19 protein-coding genes and 1 pseudogene are annotated in these 19,428 nt (G+C 72.8%); 12 read left to right on the top strand and 8 right to left on the bottom strand.

Annotated elements, in window-relative coordinates; all coding sequences use genetic code 11:
* Positions 1-67 precede the first annotated feature (67 nt).
* The 3 genes from ACZ6YG_RS41950 to ACZ6YG_RS41940 all read left to right on the top strand — a co-directional run bounded on the left by ACZ6YG_RS41950 (position 68) and on the right by ACZ6YG_RS41940 (position 3,048).
* Positions 68-1,012, top strand: coding sequence for an RNA polymerase sigma-70 factor (locus ACZ6YG_RS41950; RefSeq protein ID WP_466021011.1), 945 nt, complete (start codon positions 68-70; stop codon positions 1,010-1,012).
* A gap of 82 nt (positions 1,013-1,094) precedes the next feature.
* Positions 1,095-2,291: an NAD(P)/FAD-dependent oxidoreductase gene (locus tag ACZ6YG_RS41945; protein ID WP_466021010.1), complete on the top strand. Its 1,197-nt coding sequence runs from the start codon at positions 1,095-1,097 to the stop codon at positions 2,289-2,291.
* A gap of 127 nt (positions 2,292-2,418) precedes the next feature.
* Positions 2,419-3,048 carry a TetR/AcrR family transcriptional regulator gene (locus tag ACZ6YG_RS41940; protein WP_466021009.1) on the top strand — a complete coding sequence of 210 codons (630 nt, stop codon included), beginning with the start codon at positions 2,419-2,421 and terminating at the stop codon, positions 3,046-3,048.
* Positions 3,049-3,060: 12 nt separating this feature from the next.
* Here the strand turns inward: ACZ6YG_RS41940 and paaE are convergent, their stop codons facing one another.
* Genes paaE through paaA form a run of 5 tightly spaced genes read right to left on the bottom strand, consistent with a single transcriptional unit; the run spans position 3,061 to position 6,856 of the window.
* On the bottom strand, positions 3,061-4,146 hold the full coding sequence (paaE, locus tag ACZ6YG_RS41935; protein ID WP_466021008.1) for a 1,2-phenylacetyl-CoA epoxidase subunit PaaE: 1,086 nt from the start codon (positions 4,144-4,146) through the stop codon (positions 3,061-3,063).
* Positions 4,147-4,148: 2 nt separating this feature from the next.
* Positions 4,149-4,694 carry a 1,2-phenylacetyl-CoA epoxidase subunit PaaD gene (gene paaD / locus ACZ6YG_RS41930; protein WP_466021055.1) on the bottom strand — a complete coding sequence of 182 codons (546 nt, stop codon included), beginning with the start codon at positions 4,692-4,694 and terminating at the stop codon, positions 4,149-4,151.
* Positions 4,688-5,605 carry a 1,2-phenylacetyl-CoA epoxidase subunit PaaC gene (gene paaC, locus ACZ6YG_RS41925; RefSeq protein WP_466021007.1) on the bottom strand — a complete coding sequence of 306 codons (918 nt, stop codon included), beginning with the start codon at positions 5,603-5,605 and terminating at the stop codon, positions 4,688-4,690. The genes paaD and paaC overlap by 7 nt, the downstream gene beginning before the upstream one ends.
* A gap of 7 nt (positions 5,606-5,612) precedes the next feature.
* Positions 5,613-5,906: a 1,2-phenylacetyl-CoA epoxidase subunit PaaB gene (gene paaB, locus ACZ6YG_RS41920; RefSeq protein WP_148034990.1), complete on the bottom strand. Its 294-nt coding sequence runs from the start codon at positions 5,904-5,906 to the stop codon at positions 5,613-5,615.
* Positions 5,903-6,856 (bottom strand): 1,2-phenylacetyl-CoA epoxidase subunit PaaA, encoded by a 954-nt coding sequence (gene paaA / locus ACZ6YG_RS41915; RefSeq protein WP_148034991.1) that lies wholly within the window; start codon positions 6,854-6,856, stop codon positions 5,903-5,905. The genes paaB and paaA overlap by 4 nt, the downstream gene beginning before the upstream one ends.
* 96 nt (positions 6,857-6,952) lie before the next feature.
* Here paaA and paaZ point away from each other — a divergent pair, with 96 nt between their 5' ends.
* Positions 6,953-8,998 carry a phenylacetic acid degradation bifunctional protein PaaZ gene (gene paaZ, locus ACZ6YG_RS41910; protein WP_466021006.1) on the top strand — a complete coding sequence of 682 codons (2,046 nt, stop codon included), beginning with the start codon at positions 6,953-6,955 and terminating at the stop codon, positions 8,996-8,998.
* A 39-nt stretch (positions 8,999-9,037) separates the two neighbouring features.
* On the opposite strand, the gene ACZ6YG_RS41905 is transcribed toward paaZ, so the two are convergent.
* Positions 9,038-10,231: an RNA-guided endonuclease InsQ/TnpB family protein gene (locus ACZ6YG_RS41905; protein WP_466021005.1), complete on the bottom strand. Its 1,194-nt coding sequence runs from the start codon at positions 10,229-10,231 to the stop codon at positions 9,038-9,040.
* Between the two features lie 110 nt (positions 10,232-10,341).
* On the opposite strand from ACZ6YG_RS41905, the gene ACZ6YG_RS41900 reads away from it, so the two are divergent.
* The 4 genes from ACZ6YG_RS41900 (at position 10,342) to ACZ6YG_RS41885 (ending at position 14,900) form a co-directional block, all read left to right on the top strand.
* Complete coding sequence (locus tag ACZ6YG_RS41900; RefSeq protein ID WP_466021004.1) at positions 10,342-10,827, top strand: Lrp/AsnC family transcriptional regulator; 486 nt, start codon at positions 10,342-10,344, stop codon at positions 10,825-10,827.
* A 167-nt stretch (positions 10,828-10,994) separates the two neighbouring features.
* Positions 10,995-12,089 (top strand): pyruvate dehydrogenase (acetyl-transferring) E1 component subunit alpha, encoded by a 1,095-nt coding sequence (pdhA, locus tag ACZ6YG_RS41895; RefSeq protein WP_466021003.1) that lies wholly within the window; start codon positions 10,995-10,997, stop codon positions 12,087-12,089.
* 1 nt (position 12,090) lies between these two features.
* Positions 12,091-13,110, top strand: a complete 1,020-nt coding sequence (locus ACZ6YG_RS41890; protein ID WP_219545957.1) for an alpha-ketoacid dehydrogenase subunit beta — start codon at positions 12,091-12,093, stop codon at positions 13,108-13,110.
* A complete protein-coding gene (locus ACZ6YG_RS41885; RefSeq protein WP_466021002.1) occupies positions 13,107-14,900 on the top strand; it encodes a dihydrolipoamide acetyltransferase family protein in 1,794 nt (597 codons plus the stop codon). Before ACZ6YG_RS41890 ends, ACZ6YG_RS41885 begins: the two co-directional genes overlap by 4 nt.
* A gap of 3 nt (positions 14,901-14,903) precedes the next feature.
* Here the strand turns inward: ACZ6YG_RS41885 and ACZ6YG_RS41880 are convergent, their stop codons facing one another.
* Both ACZ6YG_RS41880 and ACZ6YG_RS41875 read right to left on the bottom strand, forming a co-directional pair.
* Complete coding sequence (locus tag ACZ6YG_RS41880) at positions 14,904-15,566, bottom strand: response regulator (RefSeq protein WP_219545959.1); 663 nt, start codon at positions 15,564-15,566, stop codon at positions 14,904-14,906.
* Complete coding sequence (locus ACZ6YG_RS41875) at positions 15,563-16,669, bottom strand: sensor histidine kinase (protein ID WP_466021001.1); 1,107 nt, start codon at positions 16,667-16,669, stop codon at positions 15,563-15,565. Before ACZ6YG_RS41875 ends, ACZ6YG_RS41880 begins: the two co-directional genes overlap by 4 nt.
* Positions 16,670-16,859: 190 nt before the next feature.
* On the opposite strand from ACZ6YG_RS41875, the gene ACZ6YG_RS41870 reads away from it, so the two are divergent.
* From ACZ6YG_RS41870 to ACZ6YG_RS41855, 4 genes and pseudogenes are all read left to right on the top strand, one after another.
* On the top strand, positions 16,860-17,216 hold the full coding sequence (locus ACZ6YG_RS41870) for a DUF6223 family protein (RefSeq protein WP_148034998.1): 357 nt from the start codon (positions 16,860-16,862) through the stop codon (positions 17,214-17,216).
* A 24-nt stretch (positions 17,217-17,240) separates the two neighbouring features.
* A complete protein-coding gene (locus ACZ6YG_RS41865; protein ID WP_466021000.1) occupies positions 17,241-18,185 on the top strand; it encodes a TAXI family TRAP transporter solute-binding subunit in 945 nt (314 codons plus the stop codon).
* Positions 18,186-18,266: 81 nt separating this feature from the next.
* Positions 18,267-18,869, top strand: coding sequence for a superoxide dismutase (locus tag ACZ6YG_RS41860; protein ID WP_271279499.1), 603 nt, complete (start codon positions 18,267-18,269; stop codon positions 18,867-18,869).
* A 197-nt stretch (positions 18,870-19,066) separates the two neighbouring features.
* A pseudogene (locus ACZ6YG_RS41855) lies at positions 19,067-19,428 on the top strand (hypothetical protein); the annotation flags it as partial.

Here is a 19,428-nt window from a genome sequence, read left to right as displayed (position 1 = left end):
GCCCGGCTCACCGGACCGGCGACGCCTGCCTCGTCGCGCGGCGTGGGCACGCCTTAGGATCAGGGCCATGGCCTTGACGGTGAGCGACGTCGACCGGTTCGAGGCCTCCAGGCCGCGTCTGGAGGCCATCGCCTACCGCCTTCTCGGCTCCGCCGGTGAGGCCGAGGACGCCGTGCAGGAGACGTTCCTGCGCTGGCAGGCCGCCGACGCCGAGCACATCGAGGTGCTGGAGGCGTGGCTGACGAAGGTCCTCACCAACCTGTGCCTCAACCAGCTCACCTCCGCGCGGGCGCGCCGCGAGACCTATGTGGGCCGATGGCTGCCCGAGCCGCTGCTCGCCGGCGACCCGATGCTCGGCCCCGCCGACACCGCCGAGCAGCGCGAGTCGGTCTCGTACGCGGTGCTCGCCCTCATGGAGCGCCTGTCCCCCGGCGAGCGGGCGGTCTACGTGCTGCGGGAGGCGTTCGACTTCCCGCACCGGGAGATCGCCGAGATCCTCGACATCTCCGAGGCCGCCAGCCAGCAGACCTTCCACCGCGCCAAGAAGCACGTCGCGGCCGGCAAGGCGCGCGCCGAGGTCGACGAGGCCGCCGCCCGGCGGATCATCGAGGAGTTCCTGACGGCCGCCGCCACGGGCAAGACCGAGCCGCTCGTGCGCCTGCTCACCGAGGACGCCGTCTCGGTCGGCGACGGCGGCGGGAAGGTCCCGGCCCGGGTCAAGCCGTTCGAGGGCGCGGTCGCGGTCGCCAAGTTCGTCCGGGGGCTGGTCAGGCCCGCCGCGGCCAAGCGCGCGTTCACCGGCGGCGCGCCCGAGGTCTACGCCTGGACCGCCAACGGCGGCCCCGCCGTGGTGGCCGTCGTCGACGGCCGGGTCGTCGGCGTCATGTGCCTGAGGGTCACCGACGAGGGCATCGCCGAGCTCTACAACCAGGTCAACCCCGACAAGCTCGAACGGGCGACCGTGCGCTGGGCCGCGTCCGATCACGGGGAACCCCTGTTCACCATTCTGTGAGGCGCTTCACACCGCGTTCCTGTCAGGAAACGGCGGGCTGTCCGGTTCAAAGGGCACATCCGCGTAAGACAGGAGCGAGGAAATGCAGCATCGCGTCATCGTCCTCGGCGCCGGCTACTCCGGGGCCATCGCCGCCGGCCGGCTCGCCAGGCGGCTCCATCGCGAGGACGTCGCCATCACTCTCGTCAACTCCGAGCCCGACTTCGTGGAGCGGATCCGCATGCACCAGCTGGCGGTGGGCCAGGACCTCAAGCCCCGGCCGTACAGCGAGATGTTCGCCGGCACCGGCGTCGAGGTGAGGATCGCGAACGTCACCGGCGTCGACGTCGACGGCAAGACCGTCACCGTCACCGGCCCGAAGGGCGCCGCGCAGCTCGCGTACGACACGCTCGTCTACGCCCTCGGCAGCGGCTGGAACTCACAGGGCGTCCCCGGGACCGCCGAGCACGCCTATGAGATCGCCGGCCGTCCCGGGGCGCTCAGGCTGCGGGAGCGCCTGGCCCGTCTCGGCGCCGGGGAGAGGGTGGTGGTCGTCGGCGGCGGCCTCACCGGTCTGGAGGCCGCGACCGAGATCGCCGAGTCCCGCCCGGACCTCGACGTCGCCCTCGCCGCCGACGGCGCCCTCGGAGACTGGCTGTCGCCCAAGGGCCGTGCGCACCTGTGGAAGGTCTTCGGCAAGCTGGGGATCACCGTGTACGAGCACGCCGCCGTGACCCGCGTGGACGCCGACCGCGTGGCCACCGCGGACGGCAGGGACATCCCGGCCGCGGTCACCGTGTGGACGACCGGCTTCGCCGTCCACCCGATCGCGAAGGCGACCGCCCTGAAGGTCACCGGCACCGGCCAGATCGTGGTCGACGGGATGATGCGCTCGGTCTCGCACCCGGACGTGTACGCCGTCGGCGACGCGGCCATGGCGATCGGCGCCGGCGACAAGCCGCTGCGGATGTCGTGCGCCTCGGGAGGGCCGATGGCATGGCAGGCGGCCGACGCCATCGCGGCGGGGCTGACCGGCGGGAAGCTCCCCAACGCGCCGCTCCGCTACTTCAACCAGTGCATCTCGCTGGGCCGCAAGGAGGGTCTGATCCAGTACGTCACCGCCGACGACCGCGCGAGGCGGGCGGCTCTGACCGGGCGGATCGCCGCCGTCTACAAGGAAGTGGTCTGCAAGGGCGCCGCCTGGAACGTCGCCAACCCGACGTTCGGGCTCCCGGTCCGCCGCCGCCGCGTCACCCCGGACCGGGCCGCAGCGGCCTCGGCCGCCAGAGCGGCCGCCTAACCTGAGGCGACCTCCAGGCAGGGCGGCGCGCGAAGCGACGTCCGTGCGGGACGCACGAATCTCCCTGCCATCACCCCCGCCGGAGGCAGCGTGCGGGGGTGATGACGCCGCGTGAGATGCTGCATCGGTGTCCACGACCGAGCAGGCCGAACCGGCCCCGCGCCGCCGGCGGGGCCGTCCCGGTTATGACCAGCCGGCGATCCTCCGGGCCGCGATCGACCTGTTCAACCGGCGGGGGTACGACGCCACCAGCATGGGCGACCTGGCCAAGGAGCTGGGGCTGACCAAGCCGGCCATCTACCACCACGTCACGAGCAAGGAGCAGCTGCTCGGCCTGGCGCTCGACGACGCGCTCGACGAGCTGACCGCCGTCGTGACCGAGGCGTCGCGCGAGCGGGCCGGCGTCGGCGCCTACGAGCGGCTGCGCGAGGTGGTGCGGCGCAGCGTGGAGGTGCTGGTGGCGCACCAGCCGTCCGTGACGCTGCTGCTGCGGGTGCGCGGCAACAGCGAGGTCGAGCTGGCGGCGCTGGAACGGCGGCGCTGGCTCGACGACCGGCTGGCCGCGCTCGTCGCCGAAGCCGTGGCGGAGGGCGCGCTGCGCGACAACGTGCCGCCGGCGCTGGTGAGCCGGTTGCTGTTCGGGATGGTGAACTCGCTGGTCGAGTGGTACCGGCCGGACGGCGCCTACGACCCGGTGATGGTGGCCGACGCGATCACCACCGTCGCCTTCGACGGGCTGGCGAAGCACGAGACCTGACGTCGTACGGGCTCAGGCGTCGTAGTCGACGGTCACCTGCTCGCCCGCCGGGAACGTCTGGCAGGTCAGCACGAATCCGGCCGCGACCTCGTACGGTTCGAGCGCGTAGTTGCGGCGCATGTCCACCTCGCCCGCGCGCACGACGGCGCGGCACGTGCCGCAGACGCCGCCCTTGCAGGCGAACGGCAGGTCGCCGCGGGCGGCCTGGGCGCTGTCCAGGAGGGTCGTCTCCCGGGAGACGGTCGAGGTGGTGCGGCGGCCGTCGAGCACGGTGGTCAGCTCGGTGGTCGCGCCGGACGGGATCCCGTCGCCGGTCCGCCTCGGCGCGGGCGGCGGGGCGTCGGCGTAGAACAACTCGACGTGCACGCGTTCCGCGGGGACGCCCAGCTCGGCGAGCACCGGACGCGCTTCCTCGATCATGCGCAGCGGCCCGCACAACCAGACGTGGTCGAACACCTCGACGGGGACGAGACCGGTGAGCAGGCGGCGCAGCCGGTCGCCGTCGAGCCGCCCGGACAGCAGCTCGACCTCGCGCGGCTCGCGGGAGAACGTGTGCACGACCTGGAGGCGGGGGCCGTAGCGGTTCTTCAGGTCGCCGAGCTCCTCGGCGAACATGACGGTGCGGCTGGTGCGGTTGCCGTACAGGAGCGAGACGTGGGCCCCCGGGTGGGTGAGCACGGTCGAGGCGACCGACAGCATCGGGGTGATGCCGGAGCCGGCGGCGACGCACAGGTGCCGCTCGCCCGGGTCCGGGTCGGCCCGCCAGGAGCCGGTGGGCGGCTGGACCTCGATGGCGGTGCCCGGCCTCACCTCGCGGACGAGCCAGGAGGAGAACAGGCCGCCGGGGATCTCGCGGACGCCGATGCGCGGGGCGGCGCCGGCGGGGGCGCAGATCGAGTACGAGCGGCGGTGCTCGTGCCCGTCGATGACGCGGCGCAACGTGAGCGACTGCCCGGCCCGGAAGGCGTACGCGGCGCGCAGCTCGTCGGGGACGGCGAACGTGATGGCGGTGGCGTCCTCGCACAGCCGGTCCACCGCCGACACGGTCAGCGGGTGGAAGACGGCGGCCCTGGACGGCGCGGGCGCGAGCGTGGTCATGGTCAGATCTCCTTGACGTGCTCGAACGGTTCGAGGCAGCCGGTGCAGCTGTAGAGGGCCTTGCAGGCGGTGGCGCCGAACTCGGAGGTGAGCCGGGTGGCCGCCGACCCGCAGCGCGGGCACGGTGGGGCCGAGCGGGGCGGGCCGAGCGTCAGCGGGACCGGCCCGGTGCGGCGGGGGGCGGGGCCGGGCGCGGACAGCCCCGCCGCGCGCAGGGCCGCCCTGCCGCGTTCGGAGATCCAGTCGCTGGACCACGGCGGGTCCAGCACGACCCGCACCTCGACGCGGGCGAACCCGGCGTCGTTGAGCCGGTGCACGAGGTCGTCGCGCATGGTCGCCATGGCCGGGCAGCCGGTGTACGTCGGCGTGATGGACGCGATCACGACCTCGCCGCCCTCCGCGTCCCGCACCACCTCGACATCCCGCAGCACCCCGAGATCGGCGAGCGTGAGCATCGGCATCTCGGGATCACGCACCCGGCCCGCCGCCTCGACAGCCCGCCGCGCGGACGCCGTTCCCCCGGTCGCGGGCCGTCGGGTGGTCACCAGCGCCCCATGGGGTGGGCGCGGGCGACCACCTGCATCTCGGCGAGCAGGAGGCTGAGGGCCTCGGTGTGGAGGCCGTCGCGGCCGGTGCGGCCGCCGACGCCGGCCAGGGGTGCCCGTTCTGGACGGTCGAGGCCGGCTGCGGTGAGGACCTGGCCGAGGACGGCGTCCACCGGATCGCGCAGCGACGCCGGATCGACGCCGACCCCGGCCAGCGCCAGGGAGTGTTCGAGCGGGTGCGGGGCGACCAGTTCGGCCTGCAGCGGCCACAGCGCGTCGAGGGCGGCGAGGAGCCTGCGGCGCGACTCCTCGGTGCCGCGTGCCAGCGTGACGAACCAGCGCCCGGCCCAGTCGCGGTGGTAGGCGACCTCCTTGACGCCCTTGGCCGCGACGGCGGCGAGCACGTGGTCGCGGCTGACGCACAGCCGCTCCAGCAGCGCGAGCCGGGCCGTCGAGAACAGCAGCAGGCGGACGACGACGTGCGCGAAGTCCCCGTTGGCCACCTCGGCCAGGCGCACGTTGCGGAAGGCGCGGTCGTCGCGGAAGAAGGCGAGCGCGTCCTCCGGCGGCACCGGCGACCCCTCCGGCAGGGCGGGCACCACGCGCGGGTCCGCGGCGGCCGCCCGCGCCAGCAGCAGGCGCGCCTGCCCGAGAAGGTCGAGGGCCATGTTCGCCAGCGCGATGTCCTCTTCGAGGTCGGGGGCGCGGCTGCACCACTCCGACAGGCGCTGCGACATGATCAGCGCGTCGTCGCCGAGCATGAGACAGTACGCGGCCAGCTCGGCGGGGTCGACACCGTCGGGCGTGGTGGTGTCGATGCCGGCCAGCGGGTCCTCGAAGTCGGTGCCGAAGGCCCACTGGGAGGAGTCGCCGCCGAGCAGGCCGTCGAAGATGCTGCCGTGGTCGTCGTTCATCCAGCCCTCACATGTGCGGGACGTCTTCGGGGATCTCGTAGAACGTCGGGTGCCGGTAGACCTTGTCGCCGCTGGGCGCGAACAGCGGGTCCTTCTCGTCCGGGCTGGAGGCGGTGATGGCGTCGGCGCGCACCACCCAGATGCTGACGCCCTCGTTGCGCCGGGTGTAGACGTCGCGGGCGTGCCGCAGGGCCATCGCGTCGTCGGGGGCGTGCAGCGATCCGACGTGCACGTGGTTGAGTCCGCGCTTGCCCCGGACGAACACCTCGTAGAGCGGCCATTCCCGCCGGTCGCCGCTCATCGGGCGCCCTCCCGCTCCGCGAACGCGGTCGCCGCCTCGCGCACCCAGGCGCCGTCGTCGTGCGCGGCCCTGCGGTGGGCCAGCCGCTGCGCGTTGCACGGCCCGTCGCCGCGGATGACGGCGGCGAGCTCCCGCCAGTCGGGCTCGCCGAAGTCGTAGTGGCCGCGTTCCTCGTTCCAGCGCAGGCCGGGGTCGGGCAGCGTCACGCCGAGCGCGTCGGCCTGCGGGACGGTCATGTCGACGAACTTCTGGCGCAGCTCGTCGTTGGAGTTGCGCTTGATGCCCCACGCCATCGACCGCTCGCTGTTGGGCGAGTTCGCGTCCGGCGGGCCGAACATCATCAGCGACGGCCACCAGAACCGGTCGACCGACTCCTGCACCATGGCCCGCTGCTCGTCGGTGCCGCGCATCATCGTCATCAGCAGTTCGTAGCCCTGCCGCTGGTGGAAGGACTCCTCCTTGCAGATGCGGATCATCGCGCGGCCGTAGGGCCCGTAGGAGGTGCGGCAGAGCGGCACCTGGTTGCAGATCGCGGCCCCGTCGACCAGCCAGCCGATGGTGCCGACGTCGGCGTACGAGAGGGTCGGGTAGTTGAAGATCGAGGAGTACTTCTGGCGTCCGCTGAGCAGCAGGCCGGTCAGCTCGGCGCGGGACACGCCGAGGGTCTCGCACGCCGAGTACAGGTAGAGCCCGTGCCCGGCCTCGTCCTGCACCTTGGCCAGCAGGATCGCCTTGCGGCGCAGGGAGGGCGCGCGGCCGATCCAGTTGCCTTCCGGCTGCATGCCGATGATCTCGGAGTGGGCGTGCTGGGCGATCTGGCGGACGAGCGTCTTGCGGTAGGCGTCCGGCATCCAGTCGCGCGGTTCGATGCGGTCGCGGCGGGCGATGGTCGCGTCGAACCCGGCCTGCAGCCGGGCCTCCAGGTCCGGCTCCGCTGGGATGGTCGTCATCTTCCCTCCGGAACGGGCTCATTTACTTATCGCTCGGTCAGTAATAAGGTCGCACACGAGTGGGCATCGACGCAACGGGGCGCGAGAGGAGACAGGGTGAGCACGCTGCTGGAGAGCTACGCAGCCGGACGGTGGTTCCGCGCGTCCGACGACGGGGAGCCGCTGCTCGACGCGGCCACGGGCGAGGAGGTCGCGCGCCTCTCCAGCCGAGGGCTGGACATCGCCGCGATGGTCCGCCACGCCCGCGAGACCGGCGGCTCCGCGCTGCGGTCCCTGACCTTCCACGAGCGGGCCGCGCTGCTCAAGGCGCTGGCCAAGCACCTGTCGGAGCGCAAGGAGGAGCTGTACGCGCTGTCGGTGCGTACCGGCGCCACCTCGCGCGACACCGCTGTGGACGTCGACGGCGGCATCGGCACCCTGTTCAGCTACGCGAGCAAGGGCGTACGGGAGCTGCCGAACGACACGGTCTTCCTGGACGGCGGCCTGGAGCGCCTGGGCAAGGGCGGCACGTTCGTCGGCCAGCACCTCTACACGTCCAGGCCGGGCGTGGCGCTGCAGATCAACGCCTTCAACTTCCCCGTCTGGGGCATGCTGGAGAAGCTGGCCCCGGCCTTCCTCGCCGGGCTGCCCTCGATCGTCAAGCCCGCCAGTCAGACCGCCTATCTCACCGAGCTCGCCGTCCGGCTGATCGTCGGCTCGGGCATCCTCCCCGAAGGCTCGATCCAGCTCGTCGCGGGAAGCGCGGCCGGGCTGCTCGACGAGCTGACCGTGCAGGACTCGGTGGCCTTCACCGGCTCGGCGCACACCGCCGGGATCCTGCGCCGCCACCCGAACGTGCTCGACGGCGGCGTGCTGCTCGGCGTCGAGGCCGACTCGCTGAACTGCTCCGTCCTCGGCCCCGACGTGCGGCCGGACGACCCGGAGTTCGACCTGTTCGTGAAGGGCGTCGTCACCGAGATGACGGTCAAGGCGGGGCAGAAGTGCACGGCCATCCGCCGCGCGCTGGTGCCCTCGGCGATGGCGGACCAGGTGGTGGAGGCGCTGACCGCGCGCCTCGCGCGGGTGACCGTGGGCGACCCGCGCAACCCCGACGTGCGGATGGGCGCGCTGGCCGGGCTCGGCCAGCGCGAGGAGGTGCGCAAGGCCGTCGAGGCGCTGCGCGCCGGCGCCGACGTCGTGGCCGGCGACCTCGCGGGCGGGCCTCTGCTCGACGGGGACGCGACGCGCGGCGCGTTCATGACCCCGCTCCTGCTGCGTGCCCGGCCCGGCGCCACCGAGCCGCACGAGGTGGAGCCGTTCGGGCCCGTCAGCACCGTGCTCACCTACGACACCCTGGACGAGGCCGTGGCCCTGGCGGCGCGGGGCCGGGGCAGCCTGGTCGCCTCTGTCGTCACCCACGACCCCGAGGTCGCCCGGTCCGTCGTGCTCGGGCTCGCGCCGTGGCACGGCCGGATCCTCGTCCTCGACCGGGACGACGCCGCCGAGTCCACCGGTCACGGTTCGCCGCTGCCCGTGCTCGTCCACGGCGGCCCGGGGCGGGCGGGCGGCGGCGAGGAGCTGGGCGGGGTGCGCGGCGTGCTGCACCACATGCAGCGGACCGCCGTCCAGGCCTCCCCCGACCTGCTCACCGCCGTCACCGGGCGCTGGACGACCGGCGCGGCGCGCACCGACTCGGACGTGCACCCGTTCCGCAAGTCGCTGGCCGAGCTGCGGATCGGCGACACGATCGCGTCGCCGCCGCGCACGGTCTCGCTCGACGACATCGAGCACTTCGCCGAGTTCACCGGCGACACCTTCTACGCGCACACCGACCCGGAGGCGGCCGCGCGCAACCCGCTGTTCGGCGGCATCGTCGCCCATGGATATCTGGTCGTCTCGCTGGCGGCCGGGCTGTTCGTGGACCCCGCGCCGGGTCCGGTGCTGGCGAACTTCGGCGTGGACGCGCTGCGCTTCCTCACGCCGGTCAAGGCGGGCGACGCCATCGCCGTGACGCTGACCGTCAAGCAGATCACGCCGCGCAGCGGGGCCGGCCACGGCGAGGTCCGCTGGGACGCCGTCGTGACCAACCAGGAAGGGCGCGCGGTCGCCACGTACGACGTCCTCACGCTGGTGGCCAAGACGTGGGACGAGAACGCGCGTTGACATCCTCCCCGTGCTGAAGCACGGGGATTCCAACCGCAACTACCCCACGAGGAGGAGGTCGTGTTGAGGTTCGCGGTGCACCGGCCCGGCAACCCGTGGCCCTTCCCGCGCAGACACGACATGCCCTGCCGCGTGTGCGATGTTCCTGGCCGCGTTCACATCAGCGTTGGCGGCGTATCCGCAGGACCGGCACCGGTAACGCGCTTGGCTCTCACGCGCTTGCCGGTCCACGATCCCGCACGCCGAGCACCGCTGACTCGTGTACGCGGGGCTGACCTTCACCACCCGCCCGGGCGCCTTGTCCTCCAGGCGCCGGACGAGACAACCCCATCCGGCGGCCATGATCGACCGATTCAGCCCCGCCTTGGCCCGGACATTGCGGCCCGGCGCCTCGACGGTGCCGCGCGCCGACCGGGCCATGGCACCGATCTTCAGGTCCTCGACGGCGACCACGTCGAACCGCCGGGCCAGGCCCGTGCTGACCTTCTCCACCCAGTCCTTGCGCCGGTCGCTCTCGCGCGCCTTCACCCTGGCGATGGCGGCCTTGACCTCGGCACGCCGGTTAGATCCGCGCCCGGCCCTGGCGAGCTTGCGCAACAGCCGCCGAAGCCGCGCCTTCTCCGCCTCACGCAGCCCGGGAGCATGCAGCATCTCCCCGCTCGACAGGGCGGCCGACACAGCCACACCCCGGTCCACACCGACGACCTCGCCCAGGCCCGGCGCCGGGACGGGATCGGGGATCGCGGCGAACGCGACATGCCAGCGCCCGGCGCGGTCGCGGGTGACCCGATACGACTTCACCTCGTCAGGGACGGCGCGGGACCAGCGGAAGCGGATCCAGCCCACCTTCGGGACCTTCACCTCGCCCACGTGCCGGGACAGGCGGCGCACGTCACCCGCTTTGACGGCGACGATCCGGAACCCTTCACCCCGCCCGCGCTTGCGCCATGTCGGACGCCTGTGGGTTCCACCGAAGTAGTTCGCCATGGCTTGCGCGAAGTCCTTCAGAGCCTGCTGCTGGACGATGATCGACCCGGTGCGCAGCCACGCGAACGCTGCCCGCGCCTCGGTCAACTGGCGGCACTGCTCGGCGAACCCCGGCGCGCTCCTGCGGCCCGGCTTCCAGAGCATGTGCTGCTCAACCGCGAGATTCCACACATACCGGGCGTGCCCGCAGTGCTCCAGCAACCCTGCCTCCTGGGCAGGCGACGGCTGGAGCCGGTAGCGGGACACGCCGATCAAACTACCGACCACCACCGACAAAACCGGGAGACCGCAGTGTCTGGCCGTTCCGGCTTTCCTCCCCGCCCTGAACGACGGGGCCTCCAGCCTGTAGGTATCCGGTGAGCGACACCGGCGAGGGCCGGCCGGCACGTCCTGCCGCCCCGCTGGACGACGTGGACCGGGCGATCATCGCCGAGCTGCTGCGCGACGGGCGCATGTCGGTGCGGAACCTGGCTGAGCGCGTGCACATCTCGCGCGCCAGCGCCTACGCGCGCCTGGCCAGGCTCCTGGACGACGGCGTGATCACGGGTTTCACGGCCGAGCTCGCGCCGGCGAAGGCAGGGCTGGGCACCAGCGCGTACGTCTCGGTGGCCATCGAGCAGAACACCTGGCGGCAGGTGTCGGCGCGGTTGCGCGAGATCGCGTACGTGGAGCACATCGCCATGGTCGGCGGCGACTACGACCTGCTGGTGCTGGTCAGGACACCGGACAACGAGGCGCTGCGGCACATGGTGCTGGAGCGCATCCAGGACATCCCCGGCGTGCGCGCGACCAGGACGTGGCTGGTGTTCGACGAGGCCCGCGGCCGGGGCGCGGAGTGGTGAGCCAAACGTCCGGCTCACCCTCCGCAAGAAACCCGATTGGATCGACATTTGGCCCACATAAGCGCCATTTTTGGCCATTTGTCGCTGTTTGTACGTGATGTCTTGAGCAGGTGGCTCGCGCGGCACACGCTTCTCTTGTCAAACGTCCAGAGAAAGCGAGTGTCGCCATGTCCCATCACCAGGTGGCCGGCCTTCTCCCCGCGCCCGACCCGGTGCGCTTCGTCGCCGAGGACGGCACCGCCGTCGATCCGCCCGCCGGTTACCGGACGCCCGCGGACGAACAGCTGGCCGAGGCCTACCGCCTGATGGTCCAGGGCCGCCGCTTCGACCGCCAGGCGACCGCGCTGACCAAGCAGGGCAGGCTCGCCGTCTACCCGTCCAGCCTGGGGCAGGAGGCCTGCCAGGTCGCCGGCGTGCTCGCGCTGGGCGCGGACGACTGGCTCTTCCCCACCTACCGCGACTGCGTGGCCCTGGTCGCGCGCGGCCTCGACCCGGTCGAGGTGCTCACCCTGCTGCGCGGCGACTGGCACTGCGGCTACGACCCCGCGGCCACCCGCGTCGCGCCCCAGTGCACGCCGCTGGCCACCCAGACCGTGCACGCGGTCGGCATGGCCGAGGCGCTGCGCCGCAAGGGCGAGGACGCGGTCGTGATGGCCTTCGTGGGCGACGGCGGCACCAGCGAGGGCGACTTCCACGAGGCGCTCAACTTCGCGGGCGTGCTGCGCTCCCCGGTCGTGTTCTTCGTGCAGAACAACAAGTACGCGATCTCGGTGCCGCTGGCCAGGCAGACCGCGGCCCCGGCGCTCGCGTACAAGGGCGTCGGGTACGGCGTCCGCTCCGAGCAGGTGGACGGCAACGACCTGGTCGCGGTGCTGTCCGTGCTGACCGAGGCGGTGCGGCACGCCCGTGAGGGAGGCGGCCCGTTCCTGGTGGAGGCGCACACGTACCGCATGGACGCGCACACCAACGCCGACGACGCCACCCGCTACCGCGACGACGAGGAGGTCGAGCGGTGGGCGGCGGCCGACCCGCTGGCCCGGCTGGAGACCTACCTGCGCGAGCGGGGCCTGCTCGACGCGGCGGGCGTCACGGCGGCGCGCGAGGCGGCCGAGGAGTTCGCCGCCCGCGTCCGCGACGGCCTGAACGCCGACCCGGAGACGGACCCGTACGAGCTGTTCGACCACGTCTACGCCGACCCCACGCCGCAGTTGCGCGAGCAGCGCGAGCTGCTGGCGGCCGAGCTGACCGCACCGGAGGAGTGACATGACCGCGATGTCGATGGCGCAGGCGCTGAACGCCGCCCTGCGTGACGCGCTGCGTGCGGACGAGCGGGTGCTCGTCTTCGGTGAGGACGTCGGGCCCCTGGGCGGCGTGTTCCGCGTCACCGACGGGCTGACCAAGGAGTTCGGCGAGGAGCGGTGCTTCGACACGCCGCTGGCCGAGTCCGGCATCGTGGGCCTCGCGGTGGGCATGGCGATGGGCGGGTTCCGGCCGGTGGTGGAGATGCAGTTCGACGCCTTCGCCTATCCGGCGTTCGAGCAGATCGCCTCGCACGTGGCCAAGACGCGCAACCGCACCCGCGGCCGGGTGACGCTGCCGATGGTGATCCGCGTCCCGTTCGCGGGCGGCATCGGCGGGGTCGAGCACCACTGCGACTCCAGCGAGGCGTACTACGCCCACACGCCGGGGCTGAAGGTCGTCACGCCCGCGACGGTCGAGGACGCGTACTGGCTGCTGCGTGACGCCATCGCCGATCCCGACCCGGTGATCTTCATGGAGCCGAAGCGGCTGTACTGGTCCAAGGAGGCGTTCTCCCCCAGCGGGCGACGGCGCGCGCCCGGGTTCGGGCAGGCCGTGGTCCGGCGCGAGGGCCGCGACGCGACGCTCGTGGCCTACGGGCCCGGCGTGCCGGTCGCGCTCCAGGCCGCCGAGGCGGCGGCCGCCGACGGGGTCTCCCTGGAGGTGGTCGACCTGCGGACGATCGTCCCGTTCGACGACGAGACCGTCACGTCCTCCGTACGGAAGACCGGGCGGTGTGTCGTGATCCAGGAGGCGCAGGGGTTCGCCGGGGTGGGCGCCGAGATCGCGGCGCGGGTCCAGGAGCGCTGCTTCCACTCGCTGGCCGCGCCCGTGCTGCGGGTCACGGGCTTCGACATCCCCTATCCGCCGCCGAAACTGGAGCACGCCCATCTGCCGGACGCCGACCGGGTCCTGGACGCGGTCGACCGGCTGCAGTTCGACGACCGGCCCGACGTGGTGCACCTGAGCAGGGAGGCGTCATGACCGCGGGGCAGGTGTTCCGGCTGCCCGACCTGGGCGAGGGGCTGACCGAGGCGGAGATCCTCGACTGGAAGGTGTCCGTCGGCGACACCGTCGAGATCGACCAGATCGTGGTGGAGGTCGAGACCGCCAAGGCTGCCGTCGAGGTCCCGGTCCCCTACGCGGGCACCGTCCTGGCCCTGCACGCCGAGCCCGGCGCCGTCCTGTCCGTGGGCGCGCCCCTCATCGAGGTCGCCGCCGAGCACCCGGCGGCGGCCCGCTACCGCGACGAGGAACGCGCCGGCTCCGGCAACGTCCTCATCGGCTACGGCACCACCCCCACCCCACCCCGCCGCCGCCGCCGTCCCGCCACAAACGCGAACGCCACCGCAGGCCTCACCCCCACCACAAACCTCAGCCCCGCCACAAATCTCCGTCCCGCCACAGACCGGCGGCCCGCCACAGAATTCCGCCCCATCACAGACCCCCGCCCAGCCGCAGGCCCCCGTCGCACCGCAGACCTCACTACCACCACAAACCTCAGCCCCGCCACAAATCTCCGTCCCGCCACAGACCGGCGGCCCGCCACAGACTCCCGCCCCACCACAGACCCCCGCCCAGCCGGCGGCCCCCGTCCCACCGCAGATCTCCGTCCGGGTGCGGAATCGCATCCCGCCGCAGAGCCCAGCCCCGCCACAAACCTCCGTCCCGCCGCAGAGCGGCGGCCCGCCGCAGATCCCCGCCCGGCAGACCTCCGCCCCGCTGCGGAATCACGGCCTGTCGCGGAGGTGCGGAGGCGGGAGGCGGCCGGGGGGATGGCGCCGCGGGTGATCTCGCCGTTGGTGCGGAGGATCGCGCGGGAACATGGGATCGATCTCGACGAGGTCACGCCCACGGGGCCGCGTGCGGTGATCCTGCGCCGCGACGTGGACCGAGCCATCACCGACCGCGCCCGCGCCACGGCGGGGAGGGCGCCGGTGGCCGACCGTTCCCAGACCACGGCGGGGAGGGTGCCGCTGGCCGACCGTTCCCAAACCACGGCGGGGAGGGCGCCGGTGGCCGACCGTTCCCAAACCACGGCGGGGAGGGCGCCGGTGGCCGACCGTTCCCAGGACATGGCGGGTCACGAGCGCGTGCCGCTGCGGGGGGTGCGGCGGGCTGTGGCGGAGAAGCTGAGCCGCAGCCGCGCCGAGATCCCCGACGCCACGACGTGGGTGGACGTGGACGCGACCGAGCTGCTCGCGGCCAGGGACGCGCTCCGGCGCGACCGCCCCGACCTCGGCATCGGCCTGCTGGCCCTGCTGGCCCGCATCTGCGTGGACGGCCTGCGCCGCTTCCCCGAGCTGAACTCCACGGTGGACGTCGCCCGTTCCGAGATCGTCCGGTACGAACACGTCAACCTGGGATTCGCGGCCCAGACCGACCGCGGGCTCGTCGTCCCCGTCGTCCGCGGGGCGCACCGGAAGACCACCGCCCAGCTCGCCGCGGAGCTGACCCGGCTCACCGGCCTGGCCCGCACGGGCAAGCTCCCGCCCGAGGCGCTGACCGGCGGCACGTTCACGCTCAACAACTACGGCGTCTTCGGCGTGGACGGCTCCACTCCGATCATCAACCACCCGGAGGCCGCTCTCCTGGGCGTCGGCCGCGTCATCGACCGCCCCTGGGTGCACGGCGGCACGGTCGTCCCCCGCAAGATCACCCAGCTCTCCCTCACCTTCGACCACCGGGTCTGCGACGGCGGCGCGGCCGGCGGGTTCCTGCGCCACGTGGCCGACCTCGTGGAGAACCCGGCGATCCTGCTCGCCCACGTCTGAGCGTCAGGAACCGCCCGGCACCACCAGGCCGGACTCGTAGGCGATGACGACGAGCTGGGCCCTGTCGCGGGCGTGGAGCTTGGCCATCGCCCGGTTGACGTGGGTCTTGGCGGTCAGCGGGCTGATCGCCAGGCAGTCGGCGATCTGGTCGTTGGACAGGCCCTGCGCGACCAGGGCGACGCTCTCGCGTTCCCGGTTGGTCAGCTCTTCGAGCCCTCTGCCGGTGCCGAGGGTGATCGGCCGGGTGACGTACCTGTCGATGAGTTTCCTGGTGATCGACGGCGCGAGCAGCGCGTCGCCGCGGGCGGCGACGCGCACGGCGTGCAGGAGGTCCTCGGGCACGATGTCCTTGACCAGGAACCCGGCCGCGCCGGCGCGCAGCGCGTCGAAGACGTACTCGTCCAGGCCGTAGTTGGTCAGGATGACGACGTGCACCCCGGCCAGCGCGGGGTCCGCGGCGATGCGCCGGGTCGTCTCGATGCCGTCGGCGACCGGCATCTGGACGTCGACGAGCGCGATGTCGGGCAGATGCTCCCTGGCCAGGGCCAGGCCCTCGACGCCGTCGCCGGCCTCGGCCACCACCTCGATGTCGTCCTCCAGGTCGAGGAGCGCGCGGAACCCGCTGCGGATCAGCGGCTGGTCGTCGACCAGCAGGACGCGGATCACGGCAACCGGTCCACGGGGAGTTCGGCCCGGACGGTGAAGCCGCCCTCGCCGCGCGGCTCCGCCCGCAGGCGTCCGCCGAGTGCGGTGACGCGTTCGCGCATCCCGAGCAGCCCCACGCCGGGCACCGGGACGGTGTCCTGGGTGGCCCTGCCGTCGTCGTCGACGCGTACTTCGAGCGTGTCCGGGCGGCAGTCGATCCGGACCGACGCGGTCGCGGCGGCGGCGTGCCTGGCGACGTTGGTGAGCGACTCCTGGACGATCCGGTAGACGGTCCTGCTCACCGCGGCGGGCACGTCCTGCCGCCGCCCCTCGATCGTCAGGGTGGCGTCCAGGCCGATGGCGCGGGCCCTTTCCACCAGTTCCGGGACGTCGTCGAGCCCGCGCGGCGGTGTCGTGTCGTCGTCGCGCAGCGCCTGCAGGGTCGCGCGCAGCTCGCGGGCCGCCTCGCGCCCGGCCTCCTGGATCGCCAGCAGCGCCTCCGGCACCTGTTCGCCGCGCCTGCGGGCCACGTGCACGGCGACCTCGGCCTGCAGCTTGACGATCGAGATCTGGTGGGTGAGCGAATCGTGCAGCTCCCGCGCGATGCGCAGCCGCTCCTCGTCGGCGCGGCGCCGCGCGGTCTCCTCGCGGGTGCGCTCGGCCTCCTCCGCCCGCCGCTCGGCCTGCCGCAGCGCCTCGCCCGCCGCCCCGGCCGCGACCAGCCAGGCCAGCTCAAGAGCGCCCCGGGCCTGCGCGAACGCCTCGCCCATGTCGTACGATCCCGAGGCCACGGCGGCGAGCGGCAGCGCGGCCAGCATGGTCACGCTCGCCACCACCGTGACGACGCGGTGCCCGGCCCGTACGGCGGCGTACACCGCGAACAGGAACGCGACGGCGGGCACGTCGAAGCCGGCCGCCTGGTAGCCCACCGCGCACAACCCGGTGACGACCAGGACGGGGACCGGCGCCCGGCGGCGCGCGGCCAGCGCCAGGCCGCCGGCGACCAGCGCCGCGTAGCCGGCGGGGTTCGCGGAGCCCTGCCCGGACAGCCCGGTGACGAGCAGCGCCGCCGCCACGCAGCCGGCGATCGCCCAGTCGAGGGCACGGGACCGTCCTGTGCTCATGCGCGCACCATAGCCCGATGCCGTCGCGGGCGGATCCTGCGTACGGACGATCGCCGGGCTACCGCGTCCGCGGTACTTCCACGGATCCTGCGTCACCGGCGGCAGCGCGCATCGCCTCCCCTGGCCGGACGACCGGCGGCGGGTCCGGAGGACACCATCGGGACACGTCCAGTCCCAGGAGGAGAGTCTCATGTCCGTCACCTTCACCCTGCTCGGAGTCGTGGACCCCGTCGACGCCTACGCCATGACCTCCGGGCGGCTCTGGTCCGCGGTGGGCGCGCTGCTGGGCCTGGCGGGCACGGTGGTCGGCGGGCTGGCCGTGGCCCGCGCCACCGGTCGCATCGGCGCCGGGACCGGCAGGAGGGGAGCCGTCGTGGCCCTGGTGGCGGGGCTGGCGGGCGCGGCCGTCGGCGGGCTGGTGGTGGCCGCCGCCGAGGGCGGTCCCGGCACCGGTTACGGCATCGTCGGCGGGTATGTCGCCGTGGTGGTGGGCCTGTGCTCCGTCGTGCTCGGCGGGCTGGCGCTGACCCGCCGCGTCCGCCGCTGATCGCCGGGCCCGTATCATCGCGGCATGCTGAACCCCAGCAGGCGGGCGGTGCTCCTGGCCGCCGGTGGGCTGATCGCCGGTTGCTCGCGGCAGCGCGAGGTCGGCGAGATCGACCTCCGGCTGGCCACCGGGCCGGCGGGGGCGGTCTACCGGCGCATCGGCGGCTCGATGGCCGCGCACATCTCCGAGCAGGTGCCGGGCGTCACGGTGCGCACCGTGCCGAGCGGTGCGTCCACCGACAACATCCGGATGCTCCGGGCCGGCGCGGTGCACCTCGGGCTGACGAGCCTGGACGCGCTGATCCTGACCGACGGCAGCGCGCCCGAGGAGCTCTCGGCGATCTGCCGGCTCTACGACAGCCACCTGCATCTCGTGGTCATGGCCGGTTCGGCGATCGAGGAGTTCGGCGACCTGGAGGGCAAGCGCATCTCGCTCGGCGCCCGCGACTCGGGCACCGAGTTCACCTCGCTGCGGGTGCTGGAGCTCGGCCCGGTCGACACCGACAGCCGGTATCTCAGCCAGGCAGAGTCGGCGGCGGCGCTGCGCGAAGGCGTGATCGACGCGATGTTCTCCCTGACCGGCGTCCCGACCCCGGCCATCACGGAGCTGGCGCAGCGCCACCCCATCCGCCTGATCCCGCTGGACGCGCAGGCGGGTGCGCTCTTCACGGCGTTCCCCGGCCCCTACGCGCCGGCCATGATCCCCGCGACCGCCTACGCCGGCGTCCCGGCCACCCGCACCTTCGCCGTGCCCAACGTGCTTCTCGTACGGAACGATCTGCCGGCCGACCTGGTGTACGCCATCACCGACACGATCTTCACCCACACCGGCACGATCTCCTCCGCCGGCCACGGCGACACCGAGGCCATTCCCGAGGCCTGGCACATCAACGTCCGCACCGGCATCTCGACCGCGTCGATCCCGCTCCACCCGGGCGCCGCCGCCTGGTTCCGCGACCGCAAGCACTGACCGGCACGCCGCACGAGACATGAGTCAGTTGCAGGGCTATCGTTGTTGCAAGTCATTTGCAATTACGAGGAGAGATAGCTCATGGGTGACTACACCCTGCCGGACATGCCGTACGACTACGCGGCCCTGGAGCCCGCTATCACCGGCGAGATCCTTGAGCTGCACCACGCCAAGCACCATGCCGCCTACGTCAAGGGCGCCAACGACACCTTGGAGAAGCTGGCCGAGGCACGGGACAAGGGCGAGTTCGGCGGGCTGGTCGGGCTGGAGAAGACGTTCGCGTTCAACCTGTCGGGCCACGTGCTGCACACGATCTTCTGGGAGAACCTGTCCCCCGACGGCGGCGACCGCCCCGACGGCGACCTCGGTGCGGCGATCGACGAGCACTTCGGCTCCTTCGACGCCTTCAGGAAGCAGCTCACCACCGCCACCGCCACCGTGCAGGGTTCCGGCTGGGGCGTGCTGGCATGGGAGCCGCTGGGCCGCCGCCTGGTCGTCGAGCAGGTGTACGACCACCACGGCAACGTCGGCATGAACACCACCCCGCTGCTGGTGTTCGACGCCTGGGAGCACGCGTACTACCTGCAGTATCGCAACGTACGCCCGGACTACGTCGAGAAGCTGTGGGACCTGATCAACTGGAACGATGTGATCTCCCGCTACGACGCCGCCCGCGGCGTCTGACCCAGACCGGCGACGCCCGCCCGGTCTGAGCTTGGTCCGCGGGGCCGGGCGGGCGCCGCCTCAGTTTCGTGCGACTTGCTTGCAATTGCGACTTATATGCAGAATGGGGTGTTTCGTATCGCAATTGCCCGATCCTCTCACCACCGGAGCTCCACCACATGAGCCGCCCGCCCCGTACCACCCCGAAGTCAGGCTCCATGAAGAAGCTGCTCGTCCTGGCGGCGGCCCTGACGCTGACCGCCTGCTCGCAAGCACCCACCGCCCAGGAGCCCACCCAGCAGGCGGCGCCGCAAACCGGCTTCCCCGTCACGGTCGAGAACTGCGGGCGCACCCTCACCTTCGACCGGCCGCCGGCCAAGGTCGTGACCGGCTACCACCCCTCGCTGGAGACCCTGTTCGCCCTCGGCCTGGGCGACCGGATCACCGGGCGGACCAACTTCTCCGAGAGCCCGTTCCTGCCCGGCCACAAGGAGCAGTACGACAAGATCCCGGAGATCTCCGACACGATCATGATGCCGCAGAAGGAGATCATGCTCTCCCAGGGCGCCGACTTCATCGT

The sequence above is a fragment of the Nonomuraea sp. NPDC054003 genome, assembly GCF_055585125.1.
This window is presented reverse-complemented; position numbering and strand designations above follow the sequence as displayed.